Annotated in this window: 9 protein-coding genes; all 9 read right to left on the minus strand. The window is 46.0% G+C overall.

The annotated features are described in order from the left end of the window. Window positions 1–161 precede the first annotated feature (161 nt). On the minus strand, window positions 162–1,460 hold the full coding sequence (locus OIT90_RS17620; RefSeq protein ID WP_034283666.1) for a citrate:proton symporter: 1,299 nt from the start codon (window positions 1,458–1,460) through the stop codon (window positions 162–164). 329 nt (window positions 1,461–1,789) lie between these two features. Further along, the gene (locus tag OIT90_RS17625; protein ID WP_474892792.1) at window positions 1,790–2,767 is read right to left on the minus strand and encodes a tripartite tricarboxylate transporter substrate-binding protein; all 978 of its coding nucleotides are present in this window, start codon (window positions 2,765–2,767) and stop codon (window positions 1,790–1,792) included. Window positions 2,768–2,770: 3 nt separating this feature from the next. Then, window positions 2,771–3,466: a response regulator gene (locus tag OIT90_RS17630; protein WP_025092679.1), complete on the minus strand. Its 696-nt coding sequence runs from the start codon at window positions 3,464–3,466 to the stop codon at window positions 2,771–2,773. A gap of 3 nt (window positions 3,467–3,469) precedes the next feature. Next, entirely contained in the window at window positions 3,470–5,065 is a 1,596-nt protein-coding gene (locus OIT90_RS17635) for a sensor histidine kinase (RefSeq protein ID WP_474892793.1), read from the minus strand. Between the two features lie 141 nt (window positions 5,066–5,206). Then, on the minus strand, window positions 5,207–8,599 hold the full coding sequence (locus OIT90_RS17640) for an exosporium glycoprotein BclB-related protein (RefSeq protein ID WP_474892794.1): 3,393 nt from the start codon (window positions 8,597–8,599) through the stop codon (window positions 5,207–5,209). A 111-nt stretch (window positions 8,600–8,710) separates the two neighbouring features. Further along, complete coding sequence (gene ribD / locus OIT90_RS17645) at window positions 8,711–9,796, minus strand: bifunctional diaminohydroxyphosphoribosylaminopyrimidine deaminase/5-amino-6-(5-phosphoribosylamino)uracil reductase RibD (protein WP_099663019.1); 1,086 nt, start codon at window positions 9,794–9,796, stop codon at window positions 8,711–8,713. Window positions 9,797–10,079: 283 nt separating this feature from the next. Next, window positions 10,080–11,837: a WD40 repeat domain-containing protein gene (locus OIT90_RS17650; RefSeq protein WP_058837805.1), complete on the minus strand. Its 1,758-nt coding sequence runs from the start codon at window positions 11,835–11,837 to the stop codon at window positions 10,080–10,082. Window positions 11,838–11,841: 4 nt separating this feature from the next. Beyond that, a complete protein-coding gene (locus tag OIT90_RS17655; RefSeq protein WP_039177089.1) occupies window positions 11,842–12,645 on the minus strand; it encodes a formylglycine-generating enzyme family protein in 804 nt (267 codons plus the stop codon). A gap of 32 nt (window positions 12,646–12,677) precedes the next feature. Next, window positions 12,678–13,403 (minus strand): GTP cyclohydrolase II, encoded by a 726-nt coding sequence (locus tag OIT90_RS17660; protein WP_034282729.1) that lies wholly within the window; start codon window positions 13,401–13,403, stop codon window positions 12,678–12,680. Window positions 13,404–13,667: the final 264 nt, after the last annotated feature.

Genomic DNA, 13,667 nt, shown 5'->3' on the forward strand with positions numbered 1-13,667 from the left:
CGTTGATTTGCATTATAAAGAAAAAAACAGCAAAAGTGTCAGTATTTTTCAAAAATAAATCTTTTGGAGGAACAGGCATCTCTTTGTCTAGGGCAAATGAATGGAGCCTCCCCAGCAATATGACCTAAAAAAAGTGCCTGCTCACAGCAGACACTTTTTATTTACCAGATGGAAATAGCCCCAATGAGAACTGCCATGACAGTCATAGCGACAACTGCCAGCACAGCCCATTTCATCCCAAATTTCTGATGCTGATCCAGTGATACGCCAACAAGTCCAACAAGTAAATGAGTCGATGGAACAAGTGGACTTAACATATGAATCGGCTGACCGATAATAGAGGCTCTGGCAATCTCAATTTTATCGACACCGTAAGCTGCCGCTGTTTCTGATAGGATCGGCAGTACGCCATAAAAGTATGCATCATTCGGCATAAAGAAAGTAAAGATCCCGCTTGTTAATGCGACAATGACTGGAATAAAGCCGCCAAGCTGCTCTGGAATTGCAGATACAATCGAAATCGCCATTTCATCAACCATTTTCGTTCCAGTTAGAATACCTGTAAAAACACCTGCCGCAAAAATCATCGAGGCAATGGCTAAAACGTTTGTGGAGTGAGCCGCAATTCGCTCACGCTGCTGGTCCAAGTTCGGATAGTTCACAATAATTGCCACACAGAAAGCAAGAACAAATAGAACAGTTAAACTGACTTTACCTGATACAAGCAGCAGCACCAATAACAAAGTTAGCGCCAGGTTAAACCACCAAAGCTTCGGTCGTTTGATGTCATCTTGCAGTGCAGCTGCCATTTCATTTGCATGAATCGGCTGGTCAAGTTCAATGACACCAAGACGTTTTCTTTCGGCTTTTCCAAGAAAATAAGCAACAATAATCATACTGAGAACCCCTGCACCAATGACTGGAATCATCGGGCCAAATAAAAGTGAAGGATCGACCCCAAGTGCACTCGCTGCTCTAGGTGTGGCTCCTCCCCACGGAATTGTATTCATAATTCCCATGCCAACTCCGGCAATTCCGGCTAAAATAATTGGTCGGATGCCAAGCAGTGTAAATAGTGGAAGCATCGCTGTTGTTGTAATCATATATGTCGTTGTTCCGTCACCATCAAGTGCAACAAGCATCGTCAGGACAGCTGTTCCGACTACGATTTTTAATGGATCGCCTTTAACGATTTTTAAAATTTTCGCCACCATTGGGTCAAATAAACCCGCATCAATCATAATGCCGAAGTACAAAATCGCAAACATGATCATGACCGCTGTCGGTGCGACTTGCTGCACGCCTTTGACAATCATGTCTGAAATTTCAGTAAAATGAAAACCTGCGATAAGAGCAAATGCAATCGGTGTTAACACCAATGCCGTTAAAACAGACATACGTTTCGTCATAATCAAAACCATAAATACTATCATCATAAGAAATCCTAAGATTGCTAACATATTGTTCACCCCTTATGTTGTATACGCTTTCATTAATGTGTTGGTATCCCATTTCCAACCCTTTTTGTCATCATATCTGAGGTGAGAATTGAAGTAAATATTATGAATTTTAATTCTTTTTCGGTCGATAAATGCTTTTTGTTCATTTTGTTCAAACATTGGCCTTTTTCATTCCATGAAAAAAACAAAGGGTTTATTTTAGCCCTTTGTCTTCTTGATAGAAGTCTAGGAAAGACGAGTACTGGAGTGGAGCGAATGTGAGATTCGTGAGCACCGGCACACAGGAATGCGGGCGAATGCAAGGGTTTGTCTACATGCTGGAAGCGGTCTCACTCGACCGCTTGTTCTCCTTGTATCAATTGCTCGTATTGCCTTAATTGATCTTCCATAAAGATCTTTGCCTCTTTGCTGTTCATATAACGACTTGTCCAGCCCTTTTGCTTTAATCGCTTTTTCCAGGACTTCGTTTTCGTCATTTTTTGAAGAAGCTGATCCCATTCACGAATGTCATGCTGACTCATTTGTTTTGGGCCCATCACACCGCGCCAATGGGAAAAGATGAGCGGTATGCCCTGCTCTTTCCATGTCGGCACATCTTCAAATCCATCTAAGCGCTCGCTGGTTGTCGTCGCTACGAGCTTCAGCCTCTTTTTTTCATAATCATGACGAACCTCTGTAATAGTAGTCGTTGCTGCATCTACCTCATGGTCGATGAGCGCCTGAAATAAATCATCTGCACTGTCAAATTTCAGAAATTGAATGCGATATGGATCAATCCCTGCCATTTCTGCTGCCCGGGCGAATGAGATTTGATCATCATTTCCAAAGTCAGGGGCAAATCCAATTTTTAAGGAATCTGGTTTTTTCTTGAGTGCGTGTAACAGCTCCTTCCCATTTGCAAAAGGAGAATCTACTGGGACTGCGACGACCTGCCACTCTTCTGCAAGGATTGCCAGCGGTGTCACATCATTCATCGTCACGTTACTGCTGCCAAGCAAGTTACGGCTTAACAATAAGCTTGAATTTAAACTGATATAGTTGGCTTCTCGCTCCATCATGTATGTCCATCCTTTATCCACCGTTCCGCCTCTTTGATAAAGAATGTTCACAGGCCGGTTCACCAGCTTCTCTTGTTCAAGCACTGATTTCATCACCTGAGCCGTTTGGTCAAATCCCCCCTCTGGTACACCCGACACCACAATATATAAGGAGCTTTGCTGAAGGAAAGAATCTCCGGCCTTTTTTTCATTAAAAGTGAGCGTGATACAAAGGCAGAGCACGATAACAAAAAATATTGCTTTTTTCATCTTTTATGACTCCGCTTGTTTGGCAGGATAATATTTACGTTCAGGTCTGCCAATGATTCCGTATGCAAGCTCTGCCCGGCATTCCCCTGTTGTCACAAGGTACTCTACGTACCGTCTCGCAGTTGTACGTGATGCGCCCATCTTTTCCCCGAGTTCTTCTGCTGTAATTCCGCTATTTTCAGATGCCATCAATGTTTTCACTTTATCCAAGGTCAGTGAATTAATGCCTGTGGGGAGATCTCTGTCATCCCTTTGTTTTGGCTCTTCCTGCATTTGCCCAAAAAACAGATCGATCATCGTTTGATTGACTTCATCCTTTGAATTGATGATGTCTTTCTTTTCTTTATATTCGGTTAAAACTTGTGCAAACTTTTGTGCAGTTACCGGTTTGATTAAATAATGAACCACTCCGTAATGAAGTGCATCTCTTAAAAGCGTCGTTTCCGTTGCAGCCGTGATAATGATCACATCTACTTCAGGACAGCGTTCTCTTAAAAGCGGCAGCAAGTTTGTGCCGAGCTCATCAGGCATATAGACATCAAGTAAGATGAGATCAACTTGCTCCCTTTGGAGCGCCTCCCACATATCCTTTGCACTCTTTGCCTTTCCGGCGACCTTAAATCCTTCTATCTTTTGTATATAAGATTCATGAATGGCAGCGATTCGAAAATCATCCTCCGCAATGAGTACCTTAATCACCATCTATTCCCCCTTTGTGCCTTTCGGTATGTATACAGTAAAGATGGCACCGCCTTCTTTTTGGTTCGCAACTTCAATCCAGCCCCCAAGCTCGTCCAATACTTCTTTCACATTCGCAAGCCCGTAGCCTCGTCCTTCTCCCTTTGACGAATGGCCTCTTGTGAAAATCTGTGACATTTCCTCTTCATTCACTCCATCACCTGAATCTGACACTTCTATGATAATATCAAACCCAATATCTGTGATGAATAGGTCTACCTCGCGCTTCTCCTTATTTAATACAGCTTCAAAAGCATTATCTACGAGATTGCCAATGATGGTGATAAAGTGAGATAGACTTAAATGAGCTGGGAGCGGCTCTAGTGAGCTATTTTCATCAATGTGGAAATGGACTTTCTTCTCAGATGCTTTCCCTAGCTTGCCAAGTAAGATCGCTTGTATTTTAGGAGACCGAATCTGCTTCATGAGTAAATCGTGCTGTCGGTTTTGCAGATGATATTCTTCTTTAATCAAGTCGATGGCTTCATCGACTTGATTCAGCTCAAGCAGGCCTAAGATGGCATACAGCTTATTTGAGAATTCGTGCGTTTGTGCTCTCAGGTCTTCTGAATACTGGCTGACCTCTGTTAATGTATCCAGCAGCTTCGTCAGTTCGGTTTTCTCCCTAAAGCTCACAATCCCTCCGAATACTCGATTGTCCTGCATTACCTTTTTCACATTTAAAACATAGGTTTTATCATTGACGACGGTTTCGATGTTAGGTTCAATCGTCTCTGCCTTTAAATAGAAAAGAAGTTTGGCATTTGGTAAGACTTGATCAATATGAAGGGGCAGTTCTGATGAGACGCGCAGCATATGTTCAGCTGATGTATTCATCATCGTAATCGCGCCTTTCTGGTCAAACGCAATGATTCCTTCTTTTATAGCGAGCAGCATCGCTTCTCTTTCTCGATACAGCGAAGCAATTTCATGCGGCTCAAGCCCTAATGTATCTTTGCGAATACTCTTTGTTAAAAAAATCGCACCGAATATGCCAGGCAAGAGCACAAGAAGGGCAATATAGCTAAGCTTCAATAGCTGATGAGCTGTCGCTTGATCGATTTCCTTTTTTAAAAATTCAACGGTGACTGTCCCAATAATTTCTTCATGCCCTTCTGTTTCTTTCATAATGGGCGCACTGCCTCTGACAACGGTTTCACCATTAGAATCATCAGTGGATATAGAAGTTCCTCCAAATAAGAGGGTACTTCTTCCTTCCGATACACTGATGGTTTTTCCTACGTCCTCATGATTCGTATGAACAAGAACCTTTCCTTTTCGATTGGTAATAAAGATGGCATGTGCTCTTACTTGCTCCTTCATTTGCTCAAGCACTGCCTGTTCTTCATTTTTGGAAGCTGACACGGCCACCGATGCTTTAATGGGCGGCATATATGATATCGTTCTAGCGGTCTGCACCGCCAGCTGTTCAGCTTGTCCCTGCCTTTCCGATGTCTGCAGAAAACCAAAACAAATGGTTAATAATGCAATGACAACAAGCAAAAGCCCGATAATTAACCCCAAAATTTTCGTTTGTAAAGTAACTTTCCTTTTGCCCATCCTCACCGCTACAACCCCTAATTCAGTAGATTCACCCGAATAGACTCTAAGAAAATGATATCATTTTTTCTTACTAAGTTAAGAGAAAATTCTTTCAAACAAAAAAGGACGACTCAGAATCGAGTCATCCCTGTATGCCTATTACGTGATCGATAAACCAGCACTCGCATAGCCTGCTACGGTATTCACTAAGGATAGACCTGTAGCTGATGCAGAGAATACAACAAGCAATCGTGTTTCCGGTGTGACTGGTACATTTAGACCAGTCGCAATACCGTTTGAAATAGCACCCAGTGTTAAAACTCCAGTTAAAGCTGGGGCTAATGTGACACTCGCTACTTGTGTAAAGCTGTTATTTGGTGTCGGTGAAGCGAATAGACTAGCCGTTACGGTAACACTCGTGCCAACTAAAGAAAGAGCTGCTGTTGTGCTGAAATAGCCGGCAAATGACGTGATTGTTCCAGCTCTTGGAACTGAGAACGCCATGTTGATTAGTGTACCCGCAGCGCCTGTTAAATCAATGATTCCGCCTACAATACTGACACCTGTCGCTGAGTTACCAAATCCGATCAAACTGGATGTTCCAACAAGTCCGCCTGCAATTGTTGTCAGGACGGCAGGTGTACCTGAAGCAAACGGAATGATCGCACTCGATCCTGTCACACCTGTTGGACCTGTTGCTCCGGTCGCTCCGGTACCTGTGACGCCGGTGGCTCCGGTTACTCCTGTTGCACCTGTTAAACCTGTAGCACCAGTGGCTCCGGTTGCTCCCGTTGCTCCTGTTGCTCCGGTTACCCCAGTTACTCCTGTTAAACCTGTGGCGCCAGTGGCTCCGGTTGCTCCTGTTACTCCTGTGACGCCGGTGGCTCCGGTCGCTCCTGTACCCGTGACTCCCGTTGCTCCTGTATCACCCGTAACACCAGTGGCTCCGGTTACTCCCGTTGCTCCTGTTGCTCCGGTTACCCCTGTTGCACCTGTTAAACCCGTGGCGCCAGTGGCTCCGGTCGCTCCTGTTATTCCTGTGACGCCGGTGGCTCCGGTCGCTCCTGTACCCGTGACTCCCGTTGCTCCTGTATCACCCGTAACACCAGTGGCTCCGGTTACTCCCGTTGCTCCTGTTGCTCCGGTTACCCCAGTTGCACCTGTTAAACCCGTGGCGCCAGTGGCTCCGGTCGCTCCTGTTACTCCTGTGACGCCGGTGGCTCCGGTCGCTCCGGTCGCTCCTGTACCCGTGACTCCCGTTGCTCCTGTATCACCCGTTACCCCAGTTGCTCCGGTTACTCCTGTTGCTCCCGTTGCTCCTGTATCACCTGTTACCCCAGTTGCCCCGGTTACTCCTGTTGCTCCGGTAATACCTGCGGCGGCCAATAACGTATAGTCTGGGGACGTATCTGGTGTACCTGTTGGTGGTGTTGTATTCACAACATAGGTTCCACCTTCATATGTCACCACTTGACCTACTGGATAGGTTGGGGCTGTAGCTGGGTCAAACGCCAGGATGCCAGTTAATCCTACACCCGTTACTCCGGTGGCTCCAGTTGCTCCCGTTGCTCCCGTTGCTCCCGTTGCTCCCGTTGCTCCCGTTGCTCCCGTTGCTCCAGTAACACCTGTGACGCCGGTCGCTCCTGTATCTCCTGTGGCTCCGGTCACTCCTGTACCCGTGACTCCCGTTGCTCCTGTATCACCCGTTACACCAGTTGCTCCTGTCGCTCCGGTTACTCCTGTGACTCCAGTATCACCGGTTACCCCAGTTGCTCCTGTGACGCCGGTGGCTCCGGTAACACCTGCGGCTGCTAATAACGTATAGTCTGGAGAAGTATCCGGTGTGCCTGTTGGCGGTGCTGTATTGACCAGATATGTTCCGCCTTCATATGTCACCACTTGACCTACTGGATAGGTTGGCGCTACTGCTGGATCAAACGCTGCGACTCCGGATAAACCGACTCCAGTCGCTCCAGTCACTCCTGTTGCCCCGGTTTCACCAGTTACCCCTGTTGCACCTGTTGGTCCTGTGACGCCGGTGGCACCAGTTTCTCCTGTCGCTCCTGTGACCCCTGTTGCACCTGTTTCACCGGTGGCTCCCGTACCAGTAGCTCCCGTTGGACCAATTTCCCCCGTCGCTCCCGTAACACCAGTGGCACCGGTTGGACCAATTTCTCCTGTTGCTCCTGTGACGCCAGTGACTCCGGTTGGACCAACCTCTCCCGTTGGTCCTGTCACTCCTGTTGCGCCGGTGGAACCCGTGACTCCTGTACCGGTTGCTCCTGTAACGCCAGTCGCTCCTGCAGCGGCCAATAACGTATAATCTGGTGACGTATCTGGTGTGCCTGTTGGTGGCGCCGTGTTAACAAGGTAGGTTCCTCCTTCATATGTCACCACTTGACCTACTGGATAAGTTGGCGCTACTGCTGGATCAAACGCTGCGACTCCGGATAAACCGACTCCAGTCGCTCCGGTCACTCCTGTTGCCCCTGTTTCACCAGTTACCCCAGTTAAACCTGTTGGTCCTGTGACGCCGGTTGCTCCTGTTTCACCTGTTGCACCGGTTGCTCCTGTACCAGTGGCGCCGGTTGGACCAATTTCCCCCGTTGCTCCTGTGACGCCAGTCGCTCCCGTTTCACCTGTGGCTCCGGTTGCTCCTGTGCCGGTGGCGCCGGTTGGACCAATTTCCCCCGTTGCTCCTGTGACGCCAGTCGCTCCCGTTTCACCTGTTGCACCGGTTGCTCCTGTGCCGGTGGCGCCGGTTGGACCAATTTCCCCCGTCGCTCCTGTGACGCCGGTTGCTCCCGTTTCACCTGTTGCACCGGTTGCTCCTGTGCCGGTGGCGCCCGTAACTCCTGTCGCTCCTGCAGCAGCTAAAAGCGTATAATCTGGGGAAGTATCGGGTGTACCCGTTGGCGATGCTGTGTTTACAAGATACGTCTCGCCTTCATATGTCACCACTTGACCTACTGGATACCCTGGTGCCGCTGCCGCATCAAACGGAACAACTCCAGTTAGACCTACACCGGTAGCGCCGGTTGCCCCAGTCGGACCGGGATCTCCCGTAACACCTGTTGGTCCTGTACCTGTTGCTCCTGCAGCAGCTAAAAGCGTATAGTCCGGTGATGTATCAGGCGTCCCTAATGGCGGTGCTGAATTGACCACATACGTACTGCCATCGTATGTCACCACTTGCCCTACTGGGTAGGCTGATGCTACTGCTGGATCAAATGCCAGAATGCCTGTTAAACCTACGCCTGTTGGACCGATTGGACCTGCTGGACCTGCCGGACCCGCTGGACCCACTGCACCCGCTGGACCTGCTGGGCCTCTTCTTCCTCTCCCGCCTGGCGGACCTTGAATCACACAAACACAAGGATCTTTTCCGCAGCAAGGATTTTTCACTGATTTTCCTGGCTTCCCTGATCTTCCTTTCTTACAACTATCACATTCCCAGCCATCATCCTTATACGCATCATACCAGCTTCCTTTTTGGTAGTGGTCTGTCGAATGAGTTGGATATGTCTTTCCGCATTGTCTACATCTTCTCATAGAATCACCCCCATCCATCGTATTCATCACGACCAAGAAAGGTGTATGTACATTTTTATTTTTATTTAGAAAGATAAAAAGACCTTGCACTCTATGCACAAGGTCTTTCTTTCATTGAAGTCTCATCGTCATTTTCAAATCTTTTCCTACCATACGATAATCAATATCTACCGGACGGATGGCTTCCTTTAATGTTTTCATCCCTTCTCCTTCAAAGAAAGTAGGCGCATCTTTTCCTCCAATGAATAACGGCGCCATATAAATAATGGCTTCGTTCACAAGTGACGCTTCTAAAAAGGACGCGCTCACACTGCCCCCCGCCTCCACAAGTACCGACATGACAGAACGCTTCTTCAGCATGCGTAACACATCATGGATGTCTGTCCGATTTTCTCCGCTTGTGATAAAGACCTGATGTCCTTTTTGCACCAGTTGATGGTATTTTTTTTGATCGTACTTGTTTGAGGTACAAATAATGGTTTCTGCCATATGATCGTTTAAACATTTCGCATGAAGCGGAATCCTTAAGGTGGAATCTAAAATGACACGAATAGGCTGTGTCACGAATGAATCTTTTACAATAAGACCTGCATCATCTTGAATAATGGTTTCGACGCCTGTTATCACAGCATCTGCTTCTTGACGTAATTGCTGCACTTCATTCCTCGCTTCTGTTCCCGTAATCCATTTGCTTTCTTGGTGAGCTGTTGCAATTTTCCCGTCTAACGAAATGGCTGTTTTTAATATGACATATGGAAGATCTGATTGTATGGAATGAAAAAAAGGAAGATTTAAGCTGTCCGCTTCCCGTTTACATATCCCTTCTTCTACTTCTATCCCTGCTTGTTTCAACATCGTGACCCCTTTACCTGCTACACGCGGATTTGGATCCCCAGTGGCAATGACCACACGTTTCACCCCGCTCTTTATTATCGCTGCTGAGCAAGGCCCTGTTTTTCCATGATGCGAACAAGGTTCGAGCGTCACATACATATGAGCTCCCTTCGCCTTATCTCCTGCCATTTGCAGCGCATGAATTTCAGCATGCGGTTCGCCAGCCTTCATGTGAGCACCAATTCCAACAATCTCACCTTTTTTGACTACCACTGCCCCGACAAGCGGATTTGGTGAGGTTTGTCCTTTCATGGCCTTTGCGTTGGCAATCGCTAGCTTCATATAAAAAACATCGTCTTTCATGTAAGTCTCCTTTCCTCTCTTTCAAGGGAAAGAACTCCTTCAGGGAATGAAGGAGTTCTATTCTCATGTGCTATATTTTTTCCATCCGTTTCTTTTCAGATCGATCATAGTAAGGCAAGGAATAAAAAAGTTTATAAGATGCTCGTTGTTTACAAAAACAGCATTTGCGACATTCATATTTATTAATGAGGAGCACATGCGGACAATTGAGTACAGACAGACCTTTTTTCATATGTTCCTTGCAAACACTTATCATGAGAATCCCCCGCTTACATTCTTTTTCTTAATGAGAGATTACTTCTTTCGGAAATTGTTCAAATAAGCGTAATACTTCGGTATGCGTCCCATCTTCTCGAACGTGATAAATCCCGCCGTCGTATGAGCTTGCGTATACATCATTGCCTAATTGTCTGATGGCACTAATCCCATTTTTGGCAATTCTAATTGGGCCGGTGTTGACATCCAGCTCTGGATTCCACACTACGATATAGCCCCAATAATCGCCGCTTACAATATAGCCAGAGTCTGTGACTGTGACCGATTTAATCGAATACTGGTGTTCGTTATGCTGGTCTAAAATTCTTCCAGTATGCAAATCAAACAATCTCACATTCTTGTCACGGCTGACAATGGCGATACGATCTCGTTTACTATCAATAAAGACATCATTTAACAGCTCTGTCGCACCGATGTATTCCGCTTTTAAGGATAAACTCTTTTTATCTAAAAGACAGATGGTTCCTTCAACCGCTGCTGTGATGATATGATCTCCTTCTACCTTTAATGCTTTGACCGCACAATCGTGTGCTTTGGAACGGCCGATTTCCTTTAAGTGTTCTGTTGAAATGACATGGACATAACCGCCGTAAGTTCCAATATAAAATTGACGATCCTCCTCGTGGAAATACACGCTGTTGACCGGACCTGTGTTGAGATCAAACGAAACCATTTGCTGTAATGATTCATGAACAATATGCACCTGACTTGCATGGTCTCCCCACGCATAATAGCTTCCATCCCGTGCAACAGCTACTCCATTCGTTAAAACGCCCGTTGATTTAGCAATTTCCATTCCATTTTTTCTGAATTTTCCATCATCTGATGCGGTAATAATATCACCTGCATCAGTCAGCGCAATGTCATTGATAGATGGTGTCGCCATTTCGATCTCATCTGATATGACTTTGCCCTTTTCAATCGACCATTCACAATATGTTTTTCCAAAGCTGGCTCCTAGTATTGACTTCTCATCCTCTGTCCAGACAAGCGAGCGCTCCCACTGATATTTATGAGGCAGCAGTGTATCGACTAAATCACCTGTTTCATAATTCCACAGCTTAATTAAATGGTCGTAGCCTGCTGTCAGCAAGTAATTACCGCTTGGAGAAAAATTCACGCGCTTGACGCCCTGTAAATGGGCTTTGATGATTTTCTTCTCCTGTAAAGTCGCCGCATCGTAAATAATAACGGTGCCATCATCTCTGCCAAGTGCGAATACTTCTTTTTGATTGCTGCCGCTGATCGTATCCAGTTCATAATCAAACGGGCCAATTTCCCCTACAATTTCTCCGGTCTCATACAGCCATACAAGGACGTATCCATCATCACCTGTTGTGTAAGCTTTATCACCATGTATCCATACAGCTAATACATCTTTGCTATGACCATGGAATTCTCTTAAAATAGCACCCGTTTCGATATCCCAGACTAAGCATCTTCTATCTCTGGATACGGATACAAGCAAAGTATCCTGCTTCGCAAAAGCGACGGCTTCTACATCATCCGCATGACCAAACAACGTGCGGATTCGTGTATTTGTGCCTGTATCATATAATTGAATGGTATAGTCTGACGATGCACTCGCTAAATACTTTCCGTTTTCAGAAAGAGATATTGAGTTAATGATATGCTCGTGACTGCCAATGAACGTTCCTTCTCCTGTCTCCCGGTTCCACTGATAAATACAGCGGTCATAGCCGCCAGTGTAAACGATTTGGTCGTGCTGAGTTGATAAAACAGATGTAATTGGTCCTCTATGCATAGTTTTACACTCCCACCTTTATATGTTGTTTTTGACGAGTCACTAAACGAAAACCAGTAAATCGAAAAACGGGATCTGGGTGCTTCCCGTGTCTTCTTGCGACTCTGCATAAATCTCCACCTCTTGCGAAGGAGCCGCCTTTTAAAATGTAGTAGTCACTTCCGAGTGTTTCCGTTAAATCATCGACGACCTCGATGCCGCCTTCATATACGTGATATTTGGTGTTGACCCATTCCTCGACGTTGCCCCCCATATCATAAAGACCAAATAAGGATCTGCCCTTTTCGTAATGACGGACAGGCGTCGTTTTTTCAATATTTGATTCGTGTGTATTGCAGTAAGAAGGATCAAACTCATCTCCCCACGGGTATTGATTTCTCGTGTTTCCCCGGGCAGCATACTCCCATTCTTCTTCCGTAGGAATCGACACATCCATCCCCAGTTTCCCGCTCAGCCACTGACAGAACGAGAAGGCTTCCTCAATGTCCATGCCCCAAGCTGGATGATCTTTTCCCCCGCCAAGCTCTTCGTTCGTTAAGCTCTCTGGGTATGTCTGTCCTGTTTCATCACAATAGCTTTGATACAGTTCATTGCTGACGACCGTATCTGAGATAAAAAATTCGTTGATATACGGCTGATAGGATGGAAATTCTTTGTACAGCCATTTTTGAAATTTTTTCTCACGGCCGTAGGTTGGATTGAGCAGCTTGTCCTTCCAGTATTCTGATGCCTTTTTCATATCTTCTTCATTACTTCCAATCGTTGCATAGCCGCTTGGAATTTGAATCCAATTGATATCAGGTTTCACGCTTTTCTCCCGCCTTCTTTCAATAAACTCGTCTATTGATTAATTAATTTCTTCTCATCGACCATATGCCCTGAGGCTGCTTTTGCCTTTAAATAGGCTTCATTGTAGAGAGAGGCTTCGACCGTATGATCAAACCGCAAAACAGGAAGACCGTAAGCTGCAATAGAATCGACTTTATCTGGATTGTTCGTTAGTAAATGCAATGGTTTCCCTTTGTTTAAATAGTGCAAAACTGCTGCTGCTTCCTCGTAATGCCGATCATCATCCCCGCAGCCGATCAGGCGGTTGGCTTCAAAAGTATCCAGCTGCATTTCCTGTAATTTATACGTCAATGCTTTTGCCATCAGCCCAATAGACCGCCCTTCTTGATTGGCCATATACACCAGCATACCTTTTCCGTAATCGGTGATTTTCTTCAGTGATAATGCAAGCTGTGGACCACAGTCACATTTCAGTGACCCAAACACATCACCTGTTTGGCAGACACTATGGATTCGCACAAGCGGCGGCCGTTCATTTTCAAAGTCGCCAAATAAGAGACAAGAGGAAAAGGTTTGCTGCGCGGTACTCATTTGGACAATCGATTCGATCGTTGGTTTTGTATCCCGTTCAACAGGTGCGAAGGCATACCACTTAAATGGCACTTCTTCATGTTGAATGGAAATTGGCAAATTCACAGGCCCCACGAGCAAATAGTGTTTTTCTTGAAAGGTAAAATGATGAATCATTGATTGTAATTCATCTACAAACTTGTTCATTTGTCTCCCCCCTATTCATCACTGCACCCATAGCGCAGTGATGGAGTGATGAATATGTGTACGCACTCCCTCTGCCTGTGTGCTCCCGCAGAAGGAAATGAATGTGCAGTGTCTCTCATCGCTTTAGACCTTGTCCATTTCCAGTACAAAGGAGCAGAAATCTTGGTTCATATGCTTTTTTTGTCAGAGCAGCAAACACCCTTGATTGGCAGGCGCTCTTTCTTAACATGAACACCTCTGCTAGCTTTGAATCACTCACCTTTG

The sequence above is a fragment of the Bacillus sp. ABR genome (assembly GCF_056172715.1).